Source organism: Lachnoclostridium sp. An14, assembly GCF_002160755.1.
In the GTDB taxonomy this organism is placed as follows: domain Bacteria; phylum Bacillota; class Clostridia; order Lachnospirales; family Lachnospiraceae; genus Lachnoclostridium_A.
The window spans coordinates 50072-75012 of record NZ_NFLE01000018.1 but is presented as its reverse complement, the minus strand read 5'-3'; the positions used below and the strand labels follow the sequence as shown (position 1 = coordinate 75012).

Sequence of the window (24941 nt, the reverse complement as noted above, 5' to 3'; positions counted from 1 at the left end):
CTTTACCCCTAAAGTCCGCGGACGCACTCCTTAAAGATCCGCCCGCGCTCCTCATAATCCTTAAACATTCCCCAGCTGGCGCAGGCGGGGGACAGGAGCACGCAGTCTCCCCGGTCCGCGTAGGACGCGCAGACGTGAACCGCCTCCGCCATGTCCTCCGCGTACATAATGTCCTTAAATCCATGTTCCCTGGCGCACTGGGAGATCTTCTCCCTGGTCTGACCGATGAGCACCAGATGCTTGACCTTGCCGTCAAAGCTCTCGATCCACTCGTCATAGGTGGAACCCTTGTCGTAGCCGCCGGCGATCAGCAGGATCGGCCCCGGCATGGCCTTCACCGCCTGGATGGCGGCGTCCGGGTTCGTTCCCTTGGAGTCGTTGTAATATTTCACTCCGGCCCGCTCCAGCACGAACTCAATGCGGTGCTCCACCGCCTTAAACTGCTTTACCGCCTCCAGAATGTTCTTCATGGGCACGCCTGCCGCCGCGCTCATGGCGATGGCCGCCATGGCGTTCTCGTAGTTGTGCCGTCCTAAAATCTGCATCTCATGGACGTCAAGGAGCTTTTCCTTCTTGCCGCCGTGGGCGCGGACAATATGATCCCCGTCCAGGTAATAGCCTTCCTCCAGGGTCTCCCGACTGCTGAAAAAGATCACCTGAGGCTCCAGATCCTTCCGTTTCCCAAACTCCCGCAGCACGGGATCGTCGTAGTTGAGAACGCAGGTGTCTTCCTTTTTCTGGTTCATGGTAATGCTCTCCTTTACGGCGATGTAGCATTCCATGGTCTTATGCCGGTTTAAATGATCCGGCGTGATATTTAAAATGGCGCTCACATTGGGGCGGAAATCCATGATGGTCTCCAGCTGGAAACTGGACACCTCCGCCACGGTGACGGAATCATCCTCCGTGGCCAGGGCCTCCTCCGTGTAGGGGACGCCGATGTTTCCCACCACGTGCACATCCTTGTAGAAGGATTTCATGATCTCCCCGGTGAGGGCTGTGGTGGTGGTCTTTCCATTGGTGCCGGTGATGGCGATTAACTTCCCCTTGGCGCACTGGTAGGCTAGCTGGATCTCACTCCAGATGGGGATTTTCATATCCGCAAGCACGGACACAAAGGGGGCGTCCAGAGGGATTCCGGGGCTGATGACGCACAGCTCCACGCCCAGCAGGTCCGTGCGCTTTAATACGCCAAGCACCACCTCGATCTTTTCCTTCTGACCAAATTTCCCGCGGATCTCCCCCTTGTCCAAAGCGGCGTTGCTGTCGTAGAGCACCACCTCGCCGCCCATATCTAAGAGCAGTCTTGCCGCCGCGATCCCGCTTTTTCCCGTTCCTGCAACGATAACCTTCTGGCTCATCTTCTTCCTCCTATAATCCTAAGTACGCTACCAGGCAGAGAATAGCCGTGGTAATGGAAAACACCGCCACAACCCTGGTCTCCGGCCAGCCGCACAGCTCGAAATGATGGTGGATGGGCGCCATCTTGAATATGCGCTTTCCGCCTGTTTTCTTAAAATACGTCACCTGGATGATCACGGAGAGCACCTCCACCAGGTAGATCAATCCCACAATGGCGATAAACAGCGGGATCTGCATCATAAAGGCGCTGGCCGCCACAAAACCGCCCAGGGCCAGGGATCCGGTGTCTCCCATAAATACCCGCGCCGGATACACGTTAAACAGTAGAAAGCCCAGAAGGCTTCCCACCACCGCTCCGGTAATGGGGCTGATCCCTGTGTTTTCCCCGATGGCCACCACCGTCATAAACGTGGCCACCAGGATGGTGACGCTGGTGCAGAGGCCGTCTAAGCCGTCGGTAAAGTTCACCCCGTTGTCCGTGCCCAGCATCACGAAGAACACGAAGGGGATGAACAGCCACCCGAAATCCACGTAATATCCGTTCTCAAACCCGCCGGTGAAGGGGATGAGGCAGGCCGTCCCCACCTCCCCGGAGGTCATCAGATACCAGCAGAACACTCCGGTGATCACAAACTGTCCTAACAGTTTCTGCTTTGGATTCAGTCCTTCGGACCGCTTCATCACGATCTTGATGTAGTCGTCTAAAAAACCGATGATCCCAAACCCCACGGTCACAAAGAGCACCGGGATGATCTTCGGGTAATCCCACAGGTAGAACACGGAAGTTACGATAATGCCGGTGAGAATTACCAGTCCGCCCATGGTGGGTGTCCCCTGCTTTTTTAAATGGGCCTGGGGGCCGTCGTCCCGGACCTGCTGTCCGAATTTCAGCTTGTGAAGAAACGGGATCACGATGGGGCACAGGATCGCGCTCACCGCGAAGGCAATAATAATTGCCAGGATGGTCTCATTTATCATATCGCACCTCTGTCTTTTATGTATTTGCGGATACCAGGCTCAAAGAGCCGGAAATCCGGCGAAAGGACCGCCCGCCTAAAACGCGGAGCGGAGCAATCTGGCATCAAACAGGCAAACCTCTGTTTGACCCTTACCTTATTCACGGAATAGTATACGTCTTTTTTCGGGAATAATCAACCGTAGATTGGGAATGGAAACAGAATCCGTCTCCCGATGGTTCCCGCGGCCAGGCTACTGCGCCGGTTCCTCCTCCGCCTGGATTCCCAAATATGGCAGAATGTTTTTAAAAACGTCGGCGATCACCGGGGCGGCGATGGTGCCGCCGTAGTAGATCCCCTCCGGCTCGTCGATGGTCACCAGGGCGATCACCTGCGGGTCGTCCGCCGGGGCAAAGCCGATGAAGGAGGAAATGTATTTTTTTAAGCTCCTGGGCAGCTTTTCCGAGGTGGCCGTCTTTCCACCGACCCGGTAGCCGGGAAGTTTCGCGTTCTTTCCGCTGCCCTCTGCCACCACCTGTTCCAGGATGTAGCGCATGGTGGCGCTGGTCTCCTCTGACAGGATCCGCTCTCCCTCCGGATACTCAAACTCCCGGATGCGGCTGCCGTCGGCGCTCACGGACTTTACGCCGAAATGAGGTGTCACCCGCGTTCCCCCGTTGATGATGGAGGAGACGGTAGCCACCAGCTGCACCGGGGTGATCTGGAAGGACTGGCCGAAGGAGACGGTGGCTAGCTCCACCGCTCCCATATTTTCCTTCTGGTGCATGATGGTGGACGCCTCCCCCGGCAGGTCAATGCCCGTCTTTCCCATAAGGCCGAACTGTTTGAAATATTTATAGTAGTTTTCCACCCCCAACCGCTGGCCCACGTCGATGAGCACCGGGTTGCAGGAGTTCATCATGCCCTGGAGAAAGGTCTCGCCCCCGTGACCGCCCACCTTGTGGCAGCGGATCCTGCGGTCCTCCACCACCCGGAACCCGGGACAGGAAAAATGATCCTCCAGGGTCACCACCCCTTCCTCCAGCCCGGCGGCGGCGGTGATGATCTTGAAGGTGGAACCGGGCTCGTAGGTGTCGCTCACGCAAGGGTTTCTCCACATGGTGTTTAACAGATCCTGCCTGGCCTTCTCGTCCGCCGGCTCCGCCGTCCCCTCCGGCAGCTGAAACGGGTCGTTTAAATGAAAGCCGGGGACGCTGGCCATGGCCAGGATCTCCCCGTTTTTCGGGTTCATCACCAGGATGGAGGCCTGTTTTGCCCCCTTTTTCTCCATGATCTGATAGGCGGCCTGCTCGGCGTACTGCTGGATGTTCATGTCCAGGCTGACGTAGAGATCGTTTCCGGCGATGGGCTCGATCCGGTCCTCGGCGGCGTTTTCGATCTCGATGCCGGCGGCGTCCGCCAGGGTGAGAATCTTTCCGTTGGCCCCCTTTAGGGTGGACTCGTACTCCACCTCCAGGCCGATGATGCCCTGGTTGTCTCCGCCGGTAAAGCCTAATACCCTGGAGGCCAGGCTGTCGTAGGGGTAGTAGCGCTTGTAGTCCTCGTCCACCTTCACCCCCGCCAGGCGCATATCCCTTATTTTGTCTCCCTGGGCCTTATCCACGTTGGTCTTTATGATTTCCCTGGAGCTGCGTTTCTCCACTTTTTTGCGCACGCTCTCCTCGGAGAGTCCCAGTTCTGCGGTGAGGACGGAGATCACCTGCTCCGGATCCTCCACCTGGTTGTGGATCACGGACACGGTGCAGACGGTGCGGTTGGTGGCGATCACCTTGCCGTTGCGGTCGATGATCCGGCCTCTGGCAGCCTTGATGGTCCTCTCCCGCTGATGCAGGTCCTCCGCCATCTGGCTGTAATGCTCCGAGCGGAAAATCATCAGGTACACCAGCCGGCCGGACAGGGCCAGGGCGGCCAGGACCAGAATCAGAAATATCAGGGTCACCCGGCTCCTGTGGTGGGTGCGGTTTTCATTCATGGGAATCCTCCCCGCCGTCCATATTGCTACAATATATGCGGGCGGCGAAGGCGATTATGCAAGGAGGGACGGCGGGGAGGGCGGCGCAGATGTGACGCTCCTTTTGACTGGCTCAGCTGGATCTGCTATCGCCTTGATCAATGGAGAATTTTTCTGTTTCTCTACAAGCTTGAATTGTTTTTCAAGCAGTTAAGGTTTAATCCTTCGCCAATACATGAAATTATATCATGATGATTAAACCCAATTATCCATTTATATTTTTTTGAAACAATATAATAATCTGCCCAACCAGTATCTAAAAAAGCCGTCCTATTTAATAAATTAAGAGCTTTTACTAATTCTGGTATACCGCTCTCAAATATCCAAAACTTTTCTCCCAAATGCCAATCATTGCCCTTGTCAATTAAAAAATAAACCATCTCATCTTCTGATATGATTTGAGGTAAAAAGTAAAACCACGTTGAATATTCAACAGGATAGTTTCCAACAAAATCCTTCGTACTTTTAGGACTGTAACCATTTATATTGGCCCAATGCAAACCATTTTTCCAAGTTCTTGTTTTGTTAGCATACTTTTCTGTAATTGTCTGATATATATTTTTCCATTGATTTCCATGAACCTTATGAAAACGACTTTTTGAGAGACCACATTTCTCTATTATTTCTTTTTCAACTCGGAATAAATCACATGATACTTTTTTCATCTATAATAATTCCTCCAACTTGATTTACAACTTCCAATTTACCGCTCTGTTTCTTCCATTCTACCACAATTCCGAAAGCGTGGAAATATAGCATTTCCCAGGCCGATTTCCTCCCTTTCGGACATACGGCGCAGACAGCCAACAAGCTCCAGCAAGCTGTCTGCGCTCCATTTTGTTTCTAATGAGCCGGAACAAAACGACGGCCGGAGGACGATTCCCGCGAACCGTCCCCCGGCCTCTATATGCCGTTTTCTTCTTTAGTTTTCCGTCTCTCCGGCGGACGAACTCTCCTCTGCGCTGGAGGAGGTTTCTTCCCCGCCGGTCTCCGTCTCATTCTCCTGGCTGGAACGGCTTTCCTGGCCGCTTTCACTCTCCTCCGCGGCCGTGGAACCTGCCGTGGCGGCGTCCTCCCCGCCGCCAGCCCCGGCGTCACCGGGCACGTGATCCGGCACTCCGCTGTTGCCCAGCTCCGGAAGGACCACTTCCTCGTCGGGATAGGGTTCCGCGGGAGTCTCCTCCTGGGTCTCCTCCGGATCCTGTCCGTCCTCATTGGCCGTATTGTCCGTGATTCCCTCCTCCTGGGGAAGGCTGCCATCTCCGCCCTCCTGGGACGGATCCGTCTCCGGGAACACATTCAAATAAGGAAGGATCTCCTCCATAATCTTGGCAAATATCTGGCTGGCAAAGGTGGAGTGGGCCTGCTCCTCTCCCGGCAGGTGGGGCTGGTCAATCACCACGTATACCAGCACCTCCGGCCGGTCCACCGGGGCAAAACCGCAGAAGGAAACTACGTAGTTTTTCGCGCTTCTGGGAATTTTCTGAGCCGTTCCCGTCTTGCCGCCCAGCTCGTAGCCCTCCACCTTGGCCGCTTTTCCCGTTCCCTTGGCGCCGTACACCGTCTGGAATAAGGCCTCCTTGATAAAGTCACTGGTGGACTGGGAAACGGTCTCCCGCACCAGCAGCGGCTCCACCTTTTTCACCACGGAGCCCTGGGAATTTAAAATCTGTTTTACCACATGGGGCTCGTAGTAGGAGCCGCCGTTTAACACGGAGCAGTAGGCCGCGGCCATCTGCACCATGGTACAGTTGTAGTTCTGGCCGAAGGCGTTGGTGGCCATATCCACCGGTCCGGCAGTCTCCAGGGTGTAGCCCAGGCCGCTGGTATCCGCCTCTCCCGGAAGGTCAATGCCCGTTTTCTGGGTGAAACCGAACATATCCTGGTATTTATAAAAAACTTCTTTTCCCTCCCGGCTCACAATCTGCATGAGCACGTCGTTGCAGGAAACCATCAGGGATTCCTCCACCGTCAGGTTTCCGTGGCCGCCGATACGGTTGACGCAGCGGATGTAGGTTCCGGCCACGTCCTGGCCGCCGTCGCAGAAGAAGGTCTCGTTTCCGCTTATGATTCCCTCCTCCATGGCCGCCGCGATGGTGAAAATCTTGGCGGGGGAGCCGGGCTCAAAGGTGTCGCTGACGCAGTAGTTTCTCCAAAGCTGATACCAGGCCTCCGCCTGTTCCTCCTCGCTCATGGCGTCGATCTCCGCCTGGGTATAGCGGACGGACAAATCCCTGGGGTCGTTCAAATCGTACATCCGGTCCGTGGCCATGGCCAGGATCTCTCCGTTATTGGGATTCATCACCACCACGCCGATGTTTTCCGAGCCGGTGGTCTGCATCCACTCCTCTATATATTTCTCCACCACCTGCTGCACGTTCAGGTCAATGGTGGAAACCACGGTGTTCCCGTTTACGGCGGGCTTGATCACCGTTTCCAGGTTGGAATCGTCGTTTAGGTAGCCGTATTCCCGGCCGTTGGTGCCAGTGAGGACGCTGTTGTAGGACTGCTCGATGCCGCCGTTTCCCGTGGTGCCGTCGCCGGAGGCAAAGCCTAATACGGTGCTGGCGGATTCGTTGTAGGGGTAAAACCGCTTGTACTCCTCCTCAAACCAGACGCCATACACCTTTTTGGAGCGCTCGCCTGCGATTTTGCTCTCGGAAAAGGCCTCGTTCATATCGGCCTTCACCTTCTCGAAGTTCTCCTTTTCATCCACGGTGAGCTGTTTCTTGTAGCGGATGTAGGGACTGTCCGGGTTTTCCAGAATCAGGTTGGTGAGCTCCGTCTTGTCGTAGCCGAAGGCGGTGGCCAGGGCGGTGGTGGTGGCGTCCAGATATTTGTCCGTCCCCTTTTCCAGGTCGTAGCCGTCCATGATCTGTCTGGCGTCAATGATGAGGTTGTACACCTTGTCGCTGACGGCCAGATAGGTGCCGTTGCGGTCCACGATGTCGCCTCTCCGGTAGGGGATGGTGCGGCTGTCGTAGCTGGAGTGCTGGCTCAGCACGATCTGGCTGTATTCCTCGTTATTTTCCTTTACTATATTATAGAGCACCAGAACCAGCGCAAATAAAGCCAGCGTAATCACAAGAACTGTGACCGCCAGCTTTGTCTGCATATCATTGGTGAAGATCCTTCGTTTGTTCCGATGCCCGCCGTCAGTTGTAGTTCGGGATGTCTTCATTTTGTCTTATATACTCACTTTCCGTCTTGTCATACATCAAAACCTGATCCTTGCCCGCATATACCATGCCCAGCTCCTCCGTGGCCACCTTATAAATGTGGTCTAAGTTGACGGAGGTGTTGATCCTGGTCTCCAGGGTGTCGTTTTCCGCCCGCTGGTTCTCCACCTGCTGCTCCAGGGACTCAATATGGCTGAGCCTGGCCTGCATGGCGGACTGCTGATGGAGATAGTTTACACAGATCACCAGGGCACAGATGGCTGCCACAGACAGCATCAGCACGTAGGGCAGGTCCATGTAGAGGGCCCTCTCCTGGTTTCTTCTCACCTGCTCCCGCAGATAGGGATCGGTCCCGGCCGCCCGTTTTCTCTCAGGCCTTGCGGGCCTGGTCTCCGGCTCCACTCTGCGCACTGTATTTCCGTCCACGTATGTCGTTGTCCTCTGTGGAATCCTTCTGGCAGCCATATTCATTTCCTCCCTTTTTACCGCTCCTGGCCGCGCTCAAACACCCGCAGCTTGGAGCTTTTTGCTCTCTTGTTTTCCTCTATTTCTTCTCCGGTGGGCACGATGGGCTTTCTGGTGACCACCCGGCCTTTGCTCTTTTTTCCGCACACGCACACCGGAAAATCCGGAGGGCAGGTGCAGGGGTTTTCATTGTGCTTAAACCTGGTTTTTACGATCCGGTCCTCCAGGGAATGGAAGGTGATGATGGAAAGCCTTCCTCCCGGCTTTAACCGGTCGATCATGGTGTCAATGGACTGGCTTAGCACCTCCAGCTCCCGGTTTAGCTCAATCCGGATGGCCTGAAAGGTCTGCTTGGCGGGATGGCCGCCGGTGGCCCGGATCTTTGCCGGGATGGCCGCCTTGATGATCTCCGTCAGCTCCCCTGTGGTGGCGATGGGATGCTCCTCCCTGGCCCGCACAATGTGCTTTGCGATATTTTTTGCGAAACGGTCCTCCCCGTAGTCCCGGATGATCCGGTAGAGGTCAGACTCGCTGTAGGTATTTACAATGTCGGCGGCTGTCTTGGGATTGCGCTGGTCCATCCTCATGTCTAAGGGCGCGTCCTCCCGGTAGGTGAAACCGCGTTCCGCCGTGTCCAGCTGGTAGGAGGAAACTCCCAGATCCAGGTAGATCCCGTCTACCAGATCAATCTCCAGACTGTCCAGGATGGCGGCGATGTTCTCGTAATTGCTCCGGACGATGGTCACTTTCGGGCCGAATTCCTTCAGCCGCTCCGTGGCAGCCGCGATGGCGTCCGCGTCCTGGTCTATGCCGATGAGCCTTCCGCCCTCTCCCAGCCGGCGGCACACTTCGCTGGCGTGCCCGCCTCCGCCCAGAGTCCCGTCCACATAAATCCCGCCCTCTCTGATGTTCAGGCTGTCGATGGTCTCCCGGAGCAGCACCGATTTATGTTCAAACATTTATAACAGTCCTCCCAGTTCCTCCGCGATGGTCTCAATGTCGTCGAAGTCATTCTTCTCCATCCAGGCATCTCTGCTCCAGATCTCGATTCTGCTCCCCGTGCCCACAAGCACCGCGTCTTTTTCGATTTTGGCGTATTCCCGGAGGGCGGCGGGAAGAAGGATTCTCCCCTGCTTGTCCACCTCGCAGGTGGCCGCGCCGGCTACGAGGAATCTCGTGAGCTTTCTGGCGGCAGGATTGGTATAGGGCAGTGCGTGCAGCTTTTCTTCCAGGGCGTTCCACTCGTCACGGGCATATATGGAAAGGCAGCCGTCCAGGCCCCGTGTCACCACGAAATCCTCGCCGAGCTGCTCCCGGAATCTGGAAGGTACGATAAGACGCCCCTTCGCATCAACTGTGTGATTGTATTCGCCCATGAACATCTTTATCACCACCGTACTGCAAATCTGTCATCCTGCTCACCACTTTTTACCACTGTGAGCCACTTGCCGCCACTTTTTACCACTTTGTATTCTTATAGTAGTACATTTAGGGGTAAATAGCAAGAATTTTTTTAGAAAATCGTAAAAAAAGAACTGCCATAATTGGTGCCGTTTTTGCTGGAAAATCCTGGATTTTTTGCGAATTTTGGAAGGCGGTGGGAGGCGGTGGCGCCCGGGTGGGGCGAAAACGCCATGAAACGGAAAAAGATGGAATGAAATGGAGGGAGAACACAGGCGGAGGGCAAAAAAGTGGGGGCAGATGGAAATTTTCTCTCCACCTGCCCCCACGGGCGTTTTGTCCGGTATGAATTGATCATAAAATTTTAACGGGTGTGCGCGGGGCAGCCAGCTTTCTCTGCGCGGAGCCCGTTTCCCGCCGGGATTTTTGCGGAATCGGGAACGCCGTTTCCCATTCCATAAAGAGCCGGTAAAACCGAAAAGCGGCTATGCGGGAAAACGGCCCTGGCCGCGAAGGATTTCCTCCAGATAGGCCGCGGTCCCCTCAATGCCCCGCTCGCTGCTGTCCACCAGGAGGCCGTAGCTCTCCTGGCTGCCCCACTCTTTCCCTGTGTAGTGGCGGTAGTAGTCGGAGCGCTGGCGGTCCACCTTTTCAATGGCCCGCGCCGCGTCCTCCCGGCCCATCCGGTTCCGCTCCATGATCCGCTCGATCCGCCGCTCTGCCGGCGCGGTGATAAAGACGGAAAACAGCTCTTTCCTGTCCCGCAGCACGTAGTCGGCGCAGCGGCCGATGATCACGCAGGAGCCTTTTTCCGCCAGCTCCAGGATGATCTGGGACTGGAGCTGATAGAGCAGCTCCCCCACCGGTTTTCCCCCGAGACCGCCGGGACTGCCCTTCATTTTCACCAGAGTGGCCTGGACTGCCTTTTCGTTGTGAACAGCCAGAATTCCCGGATCCACCCCGCTTTTTTCCGCCGCCAGCTGAATCAATTCCCTGTCGTAAAACGGGATTCCCAGGCGCTCTGCCAAAGCGGCTCCCACCGCCCGTCCCCCGCTGCCGTACTGCCGTCCCAAAGTGACGATTCCCTTCTCCATAAGCCCGCCCCTTTCCTGATGTGGATGATTGTCAGTTCTGTCTTTAGTATAGCGGGTTTTGGGGGAGAATGCAATGTGGGGGGACGGGGGAGTAGCCGCAGTTCATCCCCCCTACTTCATCTGCCCCAGCAGGGAAACCATACCGCCTGTATGAAGAAAGGCCACATTCTGCCCCGGCTGGATCTCTCCTGTCCGGCACAGCTCCAGAAGGCCGGCAAATGCCTTTCCCGTAAAATAGGGGTCCAGCAGGATTCCATGGGAGGACGCCAGGCTTTCCATGGCCGCTCTCCCTTTTCCCGACGGCTCCGACGCCCCTTTGCCTCCGGCGAAGTGCACATTTAAGTCCTCTATGGAAATATGGCTGTCGCTGCCCATCAGGGTTTCCGTCTCACGGATCTGTTTCAGCAGCGTCTCCTTATGGGTAAAGCGCCGGCCGATGGCTATGACCGTGCTTTTCGTCTGCGGGCTGTACAGTTTCGTTCCCAGGGCCACCCCCGCGTAGGTATTGCCGGTGGCCCCGCAGCAGATCACATGGTCAAAGACGATGCCGCTCTCCGCGGCCTGTCCGTACATCTCCCTCATGGCCTCCGCGTACGCCAGGGCCCCCAGGGGCGTGGACGCGCCAGGGGGAATGATATAGGGCTGATGCCCTTCCTGTTTCAGTCCGGCTGCCACGGCGCGGATCTGTTTCATCAGGACGTTTGTCTGGCCGTTTTCCGCCTCATGCAGGAATGCCCCGGCCAGGTTCGCCATGTTTCTGGTGACCGGCCCTGTGCTCTCCGGGATGACCAGATGGGCGGCCAGGCCCAGCTTTGCCGCGGAGACCGCTGCCGCCACCGTCTGGTTGGACTGGGAGCCGCCTCCCGTCACGATGCTGTCACAGCCGCGCTCCAGGGCGTCGGCTAAAAGGTATTCCAGCTTGCGGATTTTATTTCCGCCGAATCCGATCCCACACAGGTCATCCCGCTTGAAAAACAGGCGGACCGGTACGCCGCAGCCCGCCCGCTCCGCGGAAATTTCCTGCAAAGGCGTGGGAAAAATGCCAAGGCTGACACGGGAAACTGGTTTCATCTGTCACTCACCTCCAAATCTGGCCCCGCCGCCCCCGTTTATCCACGGACAGAGGGCGCCGGGGCGCAGAAAACGCAAAATGGTTGTTTAAGGCCCCGGCCATCCCAAGGAGTGGCCGGGGCTTTCTTCCCGGAAACCGCCTGGTTTCCGGCTGTATGCTCTGTTTTACTCGCTTCTGCTGTACTTCTCCGCCTGCGCCCGGATCAGCTCCGCGTCGCTGAAGTAATTGATCTTCATGGCGTCCTTCACCTCGGACAGGGTCTGGGCGGCCACCTCTCTGGCGGCCTCGCTGCCCTTCTTTAAGATCTGGTACACCTCCGGGATGTCCTTTTCAAACTCTTTTCTTCTGGCGCGGATGGGCTCCAGGGTCTCCTCCAACACGCTGTTTAAGAACCGTTTCACCTTCACATCGCCTAAGCCGCCTCTCTGGTAGTGGGCCTTTAACTCGTCCAGGCAGGCGTAGTCCGGCAGATACCGCTCAAAATGCTCTGGACGGCAGAAGGCGTCCAGATAGGTGAACACCGTATTGCCCTCGATGTGGCCGGGATCGCTCACCTGGATGTGGGTGGGGTCGGTGTACATACTCATGATCTTCTTTTTCACCTCGTCGGCGGTGTCGGAGAGGTAGATGCAGTTTCCCAAGGATTTGCTCATCTTCGCCTTTCCGTCAATGCCGGGCAGACGCATACAGGCCTGGTTCTCCGGCAGCAGCACCTCCGGCTCCACCAGCACCTCGGAGTACACGGAGTTGAATTTCCGCACGATCTCCCTGGTCTGCTCGATCATGGGCAGCTGGTCCTCTCCCACCGGCACGGTGGTGGCTTTAAAAGCGGTGATGTCCGCGGCCTGGCTGATGGGGTAGGTGAAAAAGCCCACCGGGATGCTGGCCTCAAAATTTCTCATCTGAATCTCGGATTTTACCGTGGGGTTGCGCTGCAGCCTGGCCACGGTCACCAGATCCATATAATAGAAGGTAAGCTCGCACAGCTCAGGGATCTGGGACTGGATGAACAGGGTGGATTTAGCCGGATCCAGACCGCAGGATAAGTAGTCCAGGGCCACCTCCACAATGTTCTGGCGCACCTTCTCCGGATTCTCAATGTTGTCCGTGAGAGCCTGGGCGTCGGCGATCATAATAAAGGTCTTGTCGTACTCCCCGGAGTTCTGAAGCTCCACCCTTCTTCTCAAAGAGCCTACATAATGGCCTACGTGCAGCCGTCCTGTCGGTCTGTCACCTGTCAGAATAATTTTTCCCATCTTTGTTTTCCTCCTGTTTTTTCTGCGTATTGTGGTGCTGCGGTTTTGCAGGTTTGCGATATTGAAATTTTGAGGTTTGGCGGCTGGCAGCGCTTTTTTCGGATAACGGTTCCGAAACATATAAAACAAAAAGCCCCCTGTCCCGATGCCGTTCTCTCATCAGGACAGAGGGCCGATGCCTTCTCTGCGGTGCCACCTAATTTCGCCCCTGGGGGCGCTCCTTTGCCGTGCCGGATTCGGGCGGTTTTCCCGTCCTCCTGGGGCACGCGGTCCCTGTAACGCCGGACCATTTCCTTTTGCGTCTCCCCTACTCCAGGGCCTTCCGGCCCGTTTCGGTTCGCCCTCTGGAGCCCATTCCTGCCGGCCCGTCATGCGGCCTTTCCACCATAGGGCCGCTCTCTGTATTTCCGGTTCCGGGAGTACTCTCCTCCATCAACGGTTTTGCTTATGAAGGGACAAACCGCTTTGCCCCTGGTATCCCATAGTTTGTACTATAACACAAAATCCCATTCCCTGTCAAAGCTGGAATTTCGTTTCTTACTGCTGCTGGGACCGCTTGTTCATCATGGCCCGCTTTCTCATGGTGGGATCCAGGATCTTCTTGCGGATGCGCAGGCTCTTGGGGGTGACCTCCAAAAGCTCGTCGGTGTCGATAAAGTCCAGACACTGCTCCAGGCTCATCTCCCTGGGCGGGGTCAGCTTTAAGGCCTCGTCGGCGCTGGAGGAACGGGTGTTGGTGAGCTTTTTCGTCTTGCAGACGTTTAACTCGATGTCCTCCGCCTTGGGACAGGAACCGATGACCATGCCGGAATACACCTTCACGCCCGGCCCGATAAACAGGGTGCCTCTCTCCTGGGCGTTGAACAGGCCGTAGGTGATGGACTCTCCCGCCTCGTAGGCGATGAGGGAGCCGGTGGGACGGTAGGACAGATCCCCTTTGTAGGGGCCGTAGCCCTCAAAGCTGGTGTTTAAGATGCCGTTTCCCTTGGTGTCCGTCATAAACTCCCCGCGGTAGCCGATCAGGCCCCTGGAGGGGATGGAAAACTCCAGTCTGGTGTAGCCGCCGGAGGAGGGGCTCATTCCCTGGAGCTCACCCTTTCTGCTGGTGAGTTTCTGAATCACAGAGCCGGTAAACTCGTCAGGAACGTCCACGAAGGCCAGCTCCATGGGCTCTAATTTCTGGTTTCTCTCATTGAACTTATAGAGCACCTCCGCCTTGCTTACCGCAAACTCGTAGCCCTCCCGGCGCATATTCTCAATGAGCACGGACAGATGAAGCTCGCCGCGGCCGGATACCTTAAAGCAGTCCGGACTCTTTTCCTCCACCCGAAGGCTCACGTCGGTGTTCAGCTCCCGGAACAGGCGGTCTCTCAAATGGCGGGAGGTGATGTATTTTCCCTCCTGGCCTGCCAGCGGGCTGTCATTTACCATGAAGTCCATGGAAATGGTGGGCTCGGAAATCTTCTGGAAGGGGATGGGCTGCGGGTTCTCCGGGGAGCAGATGGTGTCTCCGATGTGGATGTCGGCAATGCCGGAGATGGCCACGATGGAGCCGATCTTCGCCTCCTGAACCTCCACGCGGTTTAAACCGTCAAACTCGTAGAGCTTTCCGATCTTGATCTTTTTAAATTTGTCGGGGTCGTGATGGTTTACCAGCACGCACTCCTGGTTGACGCGGATGGAGCCGTTGTCCACCTTGCCTACGCCGATGCGGCCCACGTACTCGTTGTAGTCGATGGTGCTGATGAGTACCTGGGTGGAGGCGTCGGGATCGCCCTCCGGAGCCGGGATGTAGTCGATGATGGTCTCAAAGAGGGGAGCCATATCCACCTCCGGATCCTCCATGCTCTTTTTGGCAAAGCCGCCCTTGGCGGAGGCAAAGAGGAAGGGGCAGTCCAGCTGCTCCTCGGAGGCGTCCAGATCCATGAACAGCTCCAGCACCTCGTCCACCACTTCGTCGGGACGAGCCTCCGGGCGGTCGATCTTATTTAAGCAGACGATAACCGGAAGGTCCAGCTCCAGGGCCTTGCGGAGCACGAACTTCGTCTGGGGCATGGGGCCTTCGTAGGCGTCCACCACCAGCACTACGCCGTTTACCATTTTGAGCACACGCTCCACCTCGCCGCCGAAATCGGCATGGCCGGGGGTGTCGATGATGTTGATCTTCGTTCCCTTGTAAAATACTGCTGTGTTCTTGGAAAGGATGGTGATACCCCTCTCCCGCTCAATATCGTTGGAATCCATCACCCGCTCCGCTACCTCCTGGTTCTCGCGGAACACGCCGCTCTGCCGCAGCAGGCCGTCCACCAGGGTGGTCTTGCCGTGGTCTACGTGGGCGATGATGGCAATGTTTCTTACGTCTTCTCTTTTCATTCTCATAGTAACTTCTTCCTCTCAGACCGTTTCAAACGCGCCGTCAAATACTTCGCAAAAAAACTAAGGACTCGTATTCACGGTCCTTAGTCTCTCGTTCTTACCAGTTGGTAAGTATATCACTATAGCAGGCAGAATGCAAGGGGTTCCGGGAAAATTTCCGGCGACCTCAGCCCGGTTTTTCCGGCCTTTTCCGCCCTTTTTAGGCCTCCGCCTTCTCCTCTGTCACGTAGGACGTGCAGTGGGGGCAGCGGGTGGCGTCGATGGCGATCTCCGTCTTGCAGAAGGGGCACACCTTCGTCGTGGGGGCTTTGGGGGCCTCCTCCTCCTTTTTCTGGCCGATGGACATGGCCCGGTTCATGGCCTTTAACAGGCAGAACAGCACAAAGGCCATGATAAGGAAATTCACCACCGCGGACACGAAGGCGGATCCGAAACCGGCCACCTGAGCCAGGCTGTAGCGCTCCGCTCCGGTGATGAAGTTTAACAGGGGATTGATAAAATTGTCCGTAAGGGATGTGACAATGCCGGAAAACGCGCCGCCGATGAGAACACCGATGGCCATATCCATCACATTTCCACGAAGGGCGAATGCTTTAAACTCTGAAATAAACTTTTTCATACGTATACTCCTTTTTCATTCTCTCTTTTCTCCTTTTCCGAAGGAGAACGGTTTTTAAAACAGGATGATCTCTTTGTCTAAGAGACCGTAGTACAGCTCCCGTTTCACCTGGATGGCGCAGCGGCCGTTGGTGCCCTCTGTGAGCTGGGCGGAGAAGGAATCCGCCTCCCCCACCGGCACCAGGAAGGAAAACTCCACCGTTTCCCCGTACTGGCTCTCCAGGGTGGTGATGCCGTTCTGAGCGGCCAGGTACTGGATCTTTCCCACGCCGCTGTAGTCGGTGGCCACCTGGAGCTCCTTTGCCAGCCGTTTCGTCACCACCTGGCACTGTTCCAGGCCGGCCTTTACCGCTCCGGAATAGGCCCGCACCAGGCCGCCGGTACCCAAAAGGGTGCCGCCAAAATAGCGGGTGACCACGGCGCAGACATTTCGGACCTCCTCCCCCAGGAGCACGTCCAGCATGGGACGGCCCGCCGTCTGGCTGGGCTCCCCGTCGTCATTGCAGCGGCACAGCTCGCCCCGCTCGCCGATGACAAAGGCGGTGCAGTTGTGGGTGGCGTCCCAGTACTTCTTTTTCATCTCCTCAATGAAGGCGTAGGCCTCCTCCTCCGTCTCCACGGGACGCAGGGTGGCGATAAACCGGGATTTTTTCTCCACAATCTCGCCGCTGCCGCCCTCATAGAGGATTTTATACTCTGGAATCATGCGTGTTCTTCTCCTCCCCAATTTTCCTTCTGATTATAACGGAAGGCAGGGAAAAACGCAAGTCTGGAGGGAAAATCCAAGGTTTTCAGCCGGTCTTTTTGAAAACGGTGATGAAAACTTCCTTTCACCGGCACTCCTCATAAGTCCCGTCCGCCGCCTTCTGAAACAGGGGCAGCTTTTCCAAAAACAGGATGTCCTTCCGCTCTGCCGCCTCTCCCTCCGCCAGGATGGCAGCCCGGCACACCACCGTACCGCCGGCCTTTCCGGCCAGCTCCTCCACAGCCCGCAGGGACTCTCCCGTGGAAATCACGTCGTCCACCACGCAGACCCGTTTTCCCCGGAGCTTGGCCCCGTCCGCCTCGTCCAGGTAAACGTGCTGCTCCCCCTTCGTGGTGATGGAGTGAACGCTCTGGCTGATGGGATTTTTCATGTAGGATTTCACGCTCTTTCTGGCCACAATAAACTCCTTTAAGCCCAGGCGGCGGCTGAGCTCATAAGCCAGGGCGATCCCCTTGGCCTCCGCCGTCAAAAGGGCGTCCACCGGCGGGATTTCCTCCGCCAGCCGGGCAGCCGCCCGCTCAATCAGCTCCGTATCCCCGATGACCACAAAGCTGGCAAATGCCTTTTCCCCGTCGATGGGGACAAAGGGCAGCCGGCGGGTCAGGCCGCAGACCTTTAACTCATATGCAGGTTCCTTTGGATCCATATGGATGTTCCTCCTTCTGTGTGTCCTGTATCCAGGCAGTGTTCTATTCTGCCATTATAGACGGGGTGGGGGGAAAATACAAGGCTAATGCAGGGCGGGTTTGGGAAATGGCGGAGAACTGATTGAAAAACCAAAGGCTTTATGCTATACTCTATAGTTGCGTTGGGTCCGTTTTTTCGGGTTTTTTCTGCCGGAAAGGGGACCTGCGGGACGCGTCTTTAACTCCGGCACACCTGTCCGTCTGGAAACCGGTCCGGCCGCGAAGGCAAAGAGCGTCTCCACCAACAGGAAACCGGCCGCGCCGGGCCTTCCTCAAACGGAATGCCGGCCGCAGTCAAAATAAATACAGAGAAAGGCAGAAATCTCCTGGGCGCAAGGATTTCTGAACAGGGATATGAAATTATGAAATTAGGAATCGTGGGATTGCCAAACGTGGGAAAGAGCACCCTCTTTAACTCTCTGACAAAGGCGGGAGCGGAATCCGCCAACTATCCGTTCTGCACCATCGACCCCAATGTGGGCGTGGTTCCCGTTCCGGACGAGCGGTTAAAGCTCCTGGCAGACCTCTACAACTCTGAGAAAATCACACCGGCTGTCATTGAATTTGTGGACATCGCCGGTCTGGTAAAGGGCGCGTCCAAGGGAGAGGGCCTGGGAAACCAGTTCCTCTCCAACATCCGCGAGGTGGACGCCATCGTCCACGTGGTGCGCTGCTTTGAGGATCCCAACGTGATCCATGTGGACGGCAGCGTAGACCCCATCCGGGACATTGAGACCATCAACCTGGAGCTGATTTTCTCCGACCTGGAGATCCTGGAGAGACGGATTTCCAAGGTGGGACGGGCTGCCATGAACGACAAGGCCCTGGCGAAGGAGCTGGCCCTCTTAAAGGAGTTAAAGGCCCATCTGGAGGACGGCAAGCTGGCAAAGAGCTACGAGCCGGAGGACGAGGAGATGATCCCCTTCATCGCCTCCTTAAACCTGCTCACCTACAAGCCGGTGATCTTTGCCGCCAACGTAGGGGAGGACGACCTGGCAGACGACGGCGCGAACAATCCTTACGTGGCCAAGGTGCGGGAGTTCGCCGCGGAGAACGGCTGCGAGGTGTTTGTGATCTGCGCCCAGATCGAGCAGGAAATCGCCGAGCTGGACGATGACGAGAAGAAGATGTTTCTAGAGGATCTGGGCCTGAAGGAGTCCGGCCTGGAAAAGCTCATCGCCGCCAGCTACAGCCTGTTAGGGCTTTTAAGCTACCTCACCGCCGGGGAGAAAGAGACCCGCGCCTGGACCATCACCAAAGGGATGAAAGCGCCCCAGGCCGCTGGAAAGATCCACAGCGACTTTGAGCGTGGCTTTATCCGCGCCGAGGTGGTCAACTACCAGGATCTCCTGGACTGCGGCAGCTACACCGCCGCCAAGGAAAAAGGTCTGGTGCGCCTGGAGGGCAAGGAGTACGTGGTGAAGGACGGGGATGTGATTCTGTTCCGGTTTAACGTGTAAAAAAAAGAAAGGAAAGGAGTGCTGCTTGATCATCCGTCTGATGATCCGGCAGCACCCTTTCTATAACCCATGAAAATTCAGCCCCAATCGTCCCATTGCAAAACCTTGGCTGAATTTGCTACAAAGAAAGATCAATATAGTATCGTTTCACATCTGGAAATCCAGGGTGTGGAATCATTTTTTCTAAAACCCCGCCGTTTTTCTCTATGATTTTAGCGGATGCAATATTGGGCTCATTACAAGTGATCAGTATTTTTTGAAAACCATATTGGGCGGCCTGTTCAAGCGTAAGACGGAGTATTTCTGAAGCATAGCCTTTTCTTCTCTGCGAGGGACGGACACTGTATCCGATCCGCCCTGCAAATGCCTGGACAAAGTCGTTTGTCCCCAAACGTATATCTGAAATGCCAACTAGGGTTTCAGTGCCATCAAATGCCAGGAAAACAGCCTCATCCACCAGCCCGTAGTGAGGAATGTATTTGCGTTCCAGCCATTCCCCATAATTTTCAGCCTGTTCCAATCCTGCACCTCCGCTGACTCTTTCTTTTGCTTTTAGAAATTCCTCCCGGAAATCCATAACGGCCGTCTCATGTTCCTTTTTAGGTATCACCAATTTTAAACGATCCATTTCCTCACCCTTTCCAAAATCTTGATATATCCCACCTACTCGCCTTCAACAGCTTCAGAACATTTTCATTCATCATGAAAATTCCCTCAAAGTCTGATTTTAGCTCCCTCACTTAAGCTGTTCTCATTATAAAAAATCAACTTCTGACAAACAAGATATTAGTAAATTCATGAGCCGCTCACAAATTTATGAGTGATGGTATGCAGGGTGCCCTACAAGTTCTTACTTCGCAAGCCTCTGTTTCACCAGTTCCGCGAAAAACCTGGCTCCCGTTACGAGAATATCGTCATTGTAGTCAAACTGGGAGTTGTGAAGGGGCAGGGATTCCTCCCCCTCTCTTCTGTTTCCAAGAAAGACAAAACAGCCCGGCACCGTCTGGATGAACCTGCCGAAATCCTCGGAGCTCATCAGGGGCGCGCAGTTTTCCACCACTCTCTCCTCCCCCACAACCGCTTTTGCCGCTTTCACCGCGTACTCCGCATTTTCCTTCCAGTTGAAGGTGGGGGCAAATTCGTGGGTGTAGGTAAACTCCCATTCCGCCCCGTTCATCTGGCAAATGTGCCGGCAGATGGACTCCATCCGCTCCTCGATCAGCCTGGACACCTCCGGGGTGAAACTTCTGGTATCGCCGCGGATCACCACGTTGGAAGGAATGGCGTTGTGGGCGCCGTCCGTCTCCAGCTCCGTGCAGGAGACCACCGCCGTCTCTGTGGGCGTCACATTCCTGGCCACAATGGTCTGGAGGGCGCAGATGATTTCCGCCGCCATCACCAACGGATCCTTCACCACGTCAGGGGCAGAGGCATGGCCGCCTTTTCCCTTTATTTTGATGGTAAAATTGTCCTCGCTGGCCATAATGCCGCCTTTCCGCACAGCGATGGTCCCGGCGGGATACTGGGGCATATTGTGAAAGCCGTACATCTCATCTACGGGGAACCGCTCAAAAAAGCCGTCCTCTATCATGGCCTTAGAGCCCCATCCCGGCTCCTCCGCCGGCTGGAATACAAAGCGGACCGTACCGGAAAAATCCCTGCTCTCCGAAAGGATTTTCGCCGCCCCCAGAAGGGTGGCCGTATGTCCGTCATGGCCGCAGGCGTGCATCCGGTTGGGGGTCTGGGAGCCGTAGGGCAGATCCGACGCCTCCTGAAGACAGATGCAGTCCATATCGGCTCTTAAGCCAACCACCCGCTCTCCGTCTCCTACTTTCAGAGTGCCTACCACCCCCGTCTTCCCAATCCCCGTTTCCACCTGGATTCCCATTTCCTCCAGTTTCTCTGCCACAAACGCCGCCGTATTCACTTCCTCAAAGGCGCTCTCCGGATGGGCGTGGAGATCATGTCTCCACTCTGTCATCTGTTTTCTCAGCTCTTTCATATATTGTTCTTCTGTCAATGGCATATCCTTCTTCCCCTCCTGTTCTTATCCCTGCTAACCCTATTTCCGGCTGTCAGGATCACAGTACCAGCCTTCCCACACGACGCGGCGGTAATTTTCCCTGTCGGTGTCTCCCTCCGTGCTGATGCACAAAACCACGGAATCCCGATCCAGCCCCACAGCCTTTTTCCACTTCTCCAGCCGTTCATCCATCATCAGGCGGTAAACCAGGCCGGTGGTGACGGCTCCGCTCTCTCCGGAAATAATGTGCTCATCGCCGCCCAACGGATTTCCCAATACCCGCATCCCGTCAGCGGCTATATAATCGGGGCAGGAGAAGAAATAATCCCCGTGGTGCCGTAAGACCTCCCAGCCCACCGTACACACCTCTCCGCAGCAAAGGCCCGCCATAATGGAGTCCAGATCTCCTTCCACCTTATGAAGGGTCCCGTCAGCGGCTTTGGCCGTGCGGAACAGGCAGTCCGCCCGGTCCGGCTCCACAATGGACAGTTTCGGCATGGAATCTCCATAGTAATTGCTGAAAAATCCCGTTACGGCCCCTGCCATGGCCCCCACGCCTGCCTGGAGGAAAATGTGGGTGGGCCTTACCTCCCCCAGCTGCTTTACCGCCTCCAGCGCCATGGTCATATACCCCTGCATGATCCAGGTGGGAATGGTCTCATAGCCTTCCCAGGCCGTATCCTGCACCAGGATCCAGCCATTTTTCTCCGCCTGGCTTTTGGCAAACCGCACCGTATCGTCGTAATTCAACTCGGTGATTTCCGCCTCCGCTCCCAGACGTCTGATATTTTCCAGCCGCTCCTTTGCCGAGCCCTTCGGCATATACACAACGGCCTTCTGGGACAGGTTCTTCGCGGCCCAGGCCACTCCCCTGCCGTGGTTGCCGTCCGTAGCTGTCACGAAGGTAAAGGTTCCCGCCGGAGTCTGGGTAATCTCCTCCAGCCCCTTTCCCGTCTTTTCTGCCATCACTCTGGCCAGGGCATAGCTGCCTCCCAGGGCTTTAAAGGCGTTTAAGCCAAACCGGTAGCTCTCGTCCTTCACATAAAGGCCGGAAATCCCAAGAAACCGGGAAAGGGCATCCAGCTTTCTCAGCGGGGTCGCCTCATATCCCTCCAGGCCGCTGTGGAAGGAAAGGGCTTTTTCCGCCTCCTCCACAGAAAATTTCTGGTCGTAGGCGCCTTTCTGTTTATCCGAATCAAATACCGTCATCTTCACATTCATTTTCCATTTCCTCCTTCTGTTTTTCGGACGTGCCTTCCTGGCGGACACGGCGGCCCCGTCTGCGGCCCGGTCCGTTTCCGCCCGAGTCCGTTCCCCGTTACGCCTCCGCGGAGAACTGTTTCACCACGTCCAGGAATACGTTGGCTCCTGCCAGCAGATCCTGCTCCCGGGTAAATTCCCTGGGATTGTGGCTGATTCCCTTCACGCTGGGCACAAAAATCATGGCGGTGGGACACATTCTGGCGATCATCTGGGCGTCCTGGCCTGCCCCGGAAGTCATTCTTCTGCAAGTGAAACCGCGATCCTTCGCCGCCTGTTCCACAGCCTTCACGATCCCTTCATCGAATAACACCGGCGTGGAGCGCGCCATGCGCTCTGTGCGGATGGTCACCTGGTCCGTTTGCTCCAGCTCCTTCAGATACTCCGCCAGGGCCTGCTCCTCCTTTTTTAGGTTCCCCTCGTCCGGATTCCTTAGATCCACCGTAAATACGGCTTTGGAGGGAATGACGTTGACGGCGTTCGGCTCAAATTCCATACAGCCTACCGTAGCCACCGTCCTGCCGCCGGACTGATCGCACCGGTCTCTTAAGAAGGTGATGACTTTTGCCGCGGCCAGCCCCGCGTCCATCCGCAGCGCCGTCGGCGTCGTGCCCGCGTGGTTCGCGGCCCCTTCGATGGTCACCCGCTGCCAGGAGATCCCCTGGAGGTTCTCCACAGCCCCAATCTGGATCCCTTCCACATCCAGGATCGGCCCCTGCTCGATGTGCAGCTCGATAAAGGCGGATGGGGTTGCGAATCCCGGATCCACCGTCCCCTCGTAGCCGATCCGTTTTAACTCCTCGCCCAGGATGGTACCGTCCGTTCCCACGGTAGCCAGGGCCTCCTCCGTGGAGAGCCCGCCTGCGTATACCAGGGAACCCATCATATCCGGCGCGTAGCGCACTCCCTCCTCATTGGTAAAGGCCCCTGTCATAATTGGCCTTGCGGGGACGTACCCGTTTTCCTTCAAAGTCTTTATGACTTCAATCCCCGCAATCACCCCGTAGCAGCCGTCGTACTGGCCCGCGTCGATGACGCTGTCGATATGGGAGCCTAACATCAGAGGCGCCCTGTCTTTGTTCTCCTCCGTCTCCCAGATGCCGAAGATATTTCCGATTCGGTCCACCACCACCTTAAGTCCGGCATCTTCCATCCAGCCCACCACCATATCTCTCCCGTCCTTATCTCCGTCGGAAGCGGCCAGCCGGACTCTCCATCCCGTCTCGTCTTTTCCTGTCTCTCCCAACAGGCGGATTCTCTCCATCAGCCTTTCTCCATTAATTGATGCCATAACTCATACCTCCTCATGTAAAACCAGGGTTTCGTTTCCGATAAGCCAAGTATAGCAAGGCCGGCCTTTTGATTCTATCAACATCAAACCGATTTTTATCAGATTTGTCCAATTTTCATCTCTCCCCCGGATAAATATGATATAATCTACCAAAACAAACGGGCATGACCGCCAGAGCGGTTATCACAGAGAACGAAAAAGCAGGTGAAATATATGAGCGTTTCTTTTCCAAAATGCAGCAGCGGCAGCGCGAACTTTGTCATTTCCATGGATGAGGAAAACAGGAAGGAATACGTAAGCTTCCCCTCCGACGATTTCCCCATCACCATGTATACCCAAAACTATTTTCACGCCAGCTGCGACCACATTCCCTTTCACTGGCATGACGAGCTACAGCTTTCCTGGGTGTATGAAGGGGAACTGGAATACCGCATCAACGGGGACACCTTCCGCCTCGGCAAGGATAAGCTGCTGCTCATCAACAGCCAGCTGATGCACAGCTCCAGAACCGCAGGCAACAATGCCAGGGCGCTGTGCATTGACTTCAGCACGGACATCTTTCACCCCCTGATTTTAAAGCACTATATCCGTCCCTTTCTGGAAAACCGCGGGTTTTCCTACATCCTGCTGCCCTTAAAGCCGTATCAGACCGCGTCCCTGGAGGACTTTCTCACCTGGACGAAAGCTCCCTCCGGCTATTTTTCTATTATGAATTTCCTCTCCCAGATGTTCGACGAGGTCATCCGGGAGTTTCAAGAGGGGAACGAGCTGAACTATGAAGAAATGGAGCAGTTTCACACCATTTTAAACTACGTGTACGAGCACTACGCCGAACCTCTGACGGTCCAGCAGCTTGCCGCCCACATTATGACCAACAAAAACCGCCTGACGGCTTTGTTCCGCAAATACACCAATATGTCCCCCATTAAATACTTAAACGAGTACCGCCTTTATATTGCCAGGGACATGATCGTCCACACGGACAAGCCCATCTCTGAAATCAGCGCCGACGTGGGCTATCGTCAGATCAGCTATTTTATCCAGCAGTTCCGGGACAATTACGGCCTGTCGCCGCTAAAATACCGGAATAAATACGGCCAGCAGGAACCGGCCGCCCCGTCTTCCGTTCCGGAAACGGAATAAAAACGTGCGCGCATCCTTCCGGAGGCTTTTATGACCCAGGAAACGCTGTTTTCTGGGCCATAAAAAAGGAGGCATCACCGCGCCGGATGCCTCCTTTTTTATTTGATACCTGTTTTTCTGTAACCGGTCTGTCCGTCCAGGGACGTCAGTCCTCCAGCTCATCCTCTCCGATGAGCTCGTCGTACTCCTGCTCGTCCAGCAGCTCGTCGAAGGCGTCTGCCACGATCTCGTACTCCTCGTCGTCCTCGATGTTCTGCAGGTCGGGATTGCCGTCGATCTCTGTGTAGCGGTATAAGTATACCTCTCCTTCCTCCGCGTCTTCTCCCTCTAAAGGCAGCAGGGCAATGTAGTCTCTCCCCCCCGCCTCAAAGATCGTCAGCACAACGCACTCCAGCTCGGAGCCATCGTCCAGGGTCAGGGTGACGGTCATCTCCTCTGCCGGTTCTTCCATGGTATTCTTCTTATCGCTCATAATTTAAACCTCTCTTTTGCCGGGAGGTC

The 24941-nt window shown here is 55.9% G+C and carries 22 protein-coding genes; 2 read left to right on the top strand and 20 right to left on the bottom strand.

Features of this window, described 5'->3' with window-relative positions:
- Nucleotides 1-8: 8 nt before the first annotated feature.
- From murD to B5E84_RS11495, 15 genes are all read right to left on the bottom strand, one after another.
- Nucleotides 9-1361: a UDP-N-acetylmuramoyl-L-alanine--D-glutamate ligase gene (gene murD, locus B5E84_RS11565; protein WP_087222880.1), complete on the bottom strand. Its 1353-nt coding sequence runs from the start codon at nt 1359-1361 to the stop codon at nt 9-11.
- A 10-nt stretch (nt 1362-1371) separates the two neighbouring features.
- A complete protein-coding gene (mraY, locus tag B5E84_RS11560; RefSeq protein ID WP_087222878.1) occupies nt 1372-2340 on the bottom strand; it encodes a phospho-N-acetylmuramoyl-pentapeptide-transferase in 969 nt (322 codons plus the stop codon).
- A gap of 231 nt (nt 2341-2571) precedes the next feature.
- Complete coding sequence (locus tag B5E84_RS11555) at nt 2572-4311, bottom strand: peptidoglycan D,D-transpeptidase FtsI family protein (protein ID WP_087222876.1); 1740 nt, start codon at nt 4309-4311, stop codon at nt 2572-2574.
- 161 nt (nt 4312-4472) lie between these two features.
- The gene (locus tag B5E84_RS11550; protein ID WP_087222874.1) at nt 4473-5015 is read right to left on the bottom strand and encodes a DUF6756 family protein; all 543 of its coding nucleotides are present in this window, start codon (nt 5013-5015) and stop codon (nt 4473-4475) included.
- A 257-nt stretch (nt 5016-5272) separates the two neighbouring features.
- Nucleotides 5273-7531, bottom strand: coding sequence for a peptidoglycan D,D-transpeptidase FtsI family protein (locus tag B5E84_RS11545; RefSeq protein ID WP_087222872.1), 2259 nt, complete (start codon nt 7529-7531; stop codon nt 5273-5275).
- Complete coding sequence (locus tag B5E84_RS11540) at nt 7506-7994, bottom strand: septum formation initiator family protein (RefSeq protein ID WP_087222870.1); 489 nt, start codon at nt 7992-7994, stop codon at nt 7506-7508. Before B5E84_RS11540 ends, B5E84_RS11545 begins: the two co-directional genes overlap by 26 nt.
- 17 nt (nt 7995-8011) lie before the next feature.
- Nucleotides 8012-8953, bottom strand: a complete 942-nt coding sequence (gene rsmH, locus B5E84_RS11535) for a 16S rRNA (cytosine(1402)-N(4))-methyltransferase RsmH (RefSeq protein ID WP_087222868.1) — start codon at nt 8951-8953, stop codon at nt 8012-8014.
- A complete protein-coding gene (mraZ, locus tag B5E84_RS11530) occupies nt 8954-9376 on the bottom strand; it encodes a division/cell wall cluster transcriptional repressor MraZ (protein WP_087222866.1) in 423 nt (140 codons plus the stop codon). It abuts the gene before it with no gap.
- Nucleotides 9377-9880: 504 nt separating this feature from the next.
- Complete coding sequence (locus B5E84_RS11525) at nt 9881-10489, bottom strand: cytidylate kinase-like family protein (protein WP_087222864.1); 609 nt, start codon at nt 10487-10489, stop codon at nt 9881-9883.
- Nucleotides 10490-10600: 111 nt separating this feature from the next.
- Nucleotides 10601-11560 carry a 1-aminocyclopropane-1-carboxylate deaminase/D-cysteine desulfhydrase gene (locus B5E84_RS11520; protein ID WP_087222862.1) on the bottom strand — a complete coding sequence of 320 codons (960 nt, stop codon included), beginning with the start codon at nt 11558-11560 and terminating at the stop codon, nt 10601-10603.
- A gap of 165 nt (nt 11561-11725) precedes the next feature.
- Nucleotides 11726-12817 (bottom strand): tryptophan--tRNA ligase, encoded by a 1092-nt coding sequence (gene trpS / locus B5E84_RS11515; protein WP_087222860.1) that lies wholly within the window; start codon nt 12815-12817, stop codon nt 11726-11728.
- Between the two features lie 537 nt (nt 12818-13354).
- Entirely contained in the window at nt 13355-15196 is a 1842-nt protein-coding gene (gene typA, locus B5E84_RS11510) for a translational GTPase TypA (RefSeq protein WP_087222858.1), read from the bottom strand.
- Nucleotides 15197-15392: 196 nt separating this feature from the next.
- Nucleotides 15393-15812, bottom strand: a complete 420-nt coding sequence (gene mscL / locus B5E84_RS11505) for a large conductance mechanosensitive channel protein MscL (RefSeq protein ID WP_087222856.1) — start codon at nt 15810-15812, stop codon at nt 15393-15395.
- A gap of 54 nt (nt 15813-15866) precedes the next feature.
- Complete coding sequence (locus B5E84_RS11500; protein WP_087222854.1) at nt 15867-16517, bottom strand: YigZ family protein; 651 nt, start codon at nt 16515-16517, stop codon at nt 15867-15869.
- A gap of 124 nt (nt 16518-16641) precedes the next feature.
- On the bottom strand, nt 16642-17223 hold the full coding sequence (locus tag B5E84_RS11495) for a phosphoribosyltransferase family protein (RefSeq protein WP_087222852.1): 582 nt from the start codon (nt 17221-17223) through the stop codon (nt 16642-16644).
- Nucleotides 17224-17625: 402 nt separating this feature from the next.
- Between B5E84_RS11495 and ychF the strand changes: the two genes are divergently transcribed.
- Complete coding sequence (ychF, locus tag B5E84_RS11490) at nt 17626-18723, top strand: redox-regulated ATPase YchF (protein ID WP_087222900.1); 1098 nt, start codon at nt 17626-17628, stop codon at nt 18721-18723.
- A 118-nt stretch (nt 18724-18841) separates the two neighbouring features.
- Here ychF and B5E84_RS11485 read toward each other — a convergent pair whose 3' ends face one another.
- The 4 genes from B5E84_RS11485 to B5E84_RS11470 form a co-directional block, all read right to left on the bottom strand.
- The gene (locus B5E84_RS11485) at nt 18842-19351 is read right to left on the bottom strand and encodes a GNAT family N-acetyltransferase (protein ID WP_087222850.1); all 510 of its coding nucleotides are present in this window, start codon (nt 19349-19351) and stop codon (nt 18842-18844) included.
- A 222-nt stretch (nt 19352-19573) separates the two neighbouring features.
- Nucleotides 19574-20749: a M20 aminoacylase family protein gene (locus tag B5E84_RS11480; RefSeq protein ID WP_242963356.1), complete on the bottom strand. Its 1176-nt coding sequence runs from the start codon at nt 20747-20749 to the stop codon at nt 19574-19576.
- Between the two features lie 36 nt (nt 20750-20785).
- Entirely contained in the window at nt 20786-21967 is a 1182-nt protein-coding gene (gene dpaL, locus B5E84_RS11475; protein WP_087222848.1) for a diaminopropionate ammonia-lyase, read from the bottom strand.
- A 97-nt stretch (nt 21968-22064) separates the two neighbouring features.
- Nucleotides 22065-23297, bottom strand: a complete 1233-nt coding sequence (locus B5E84_RS11470; protein WP_087222846.1) for a Zn-dependent hydrolase — start codon at nt 23295-23297, stop codon at nt 22065-22067.
- A 213-nt stretch (nt 23298-23510) separates the two neighbouring features.
- On the opposite strand from B5E84_RS11470, the gene B5E84_RS11465 reads away from it, so the two are divergent.
- Nucleotides 23511-24440 (top strand): AraC family transcriptional regulator, encoded by a 930-nt coding sequence (locus B5E84_RS11465; RefSeq protein ID WP_087222844.1) that lies wholly within the window; start codon nt 23511-23513, stop codon nt 24438-24440.
- 145 nt (nt 24441-24585) lie between these two features.
- On the opposite strand, the gene B5E84_RS11460 is transcribed toward B5E84_RS11465, so the two are convergent.
- Nucleotides 24586-24912 carry a DUF1292 domain-containing protein gene (locus tag B5E84_RS11460; RefSeq protein WP_087222842.1) on the bottom strand — a complete coding sequence of 109 codons (327 nt, stop codon included), beginning with the start codon at nt 24910-24912 and terminating at the stop codon, nt 24586-24588.
- Nucleotides 24913-24941 lie beyond the last annotated feature (29 nt).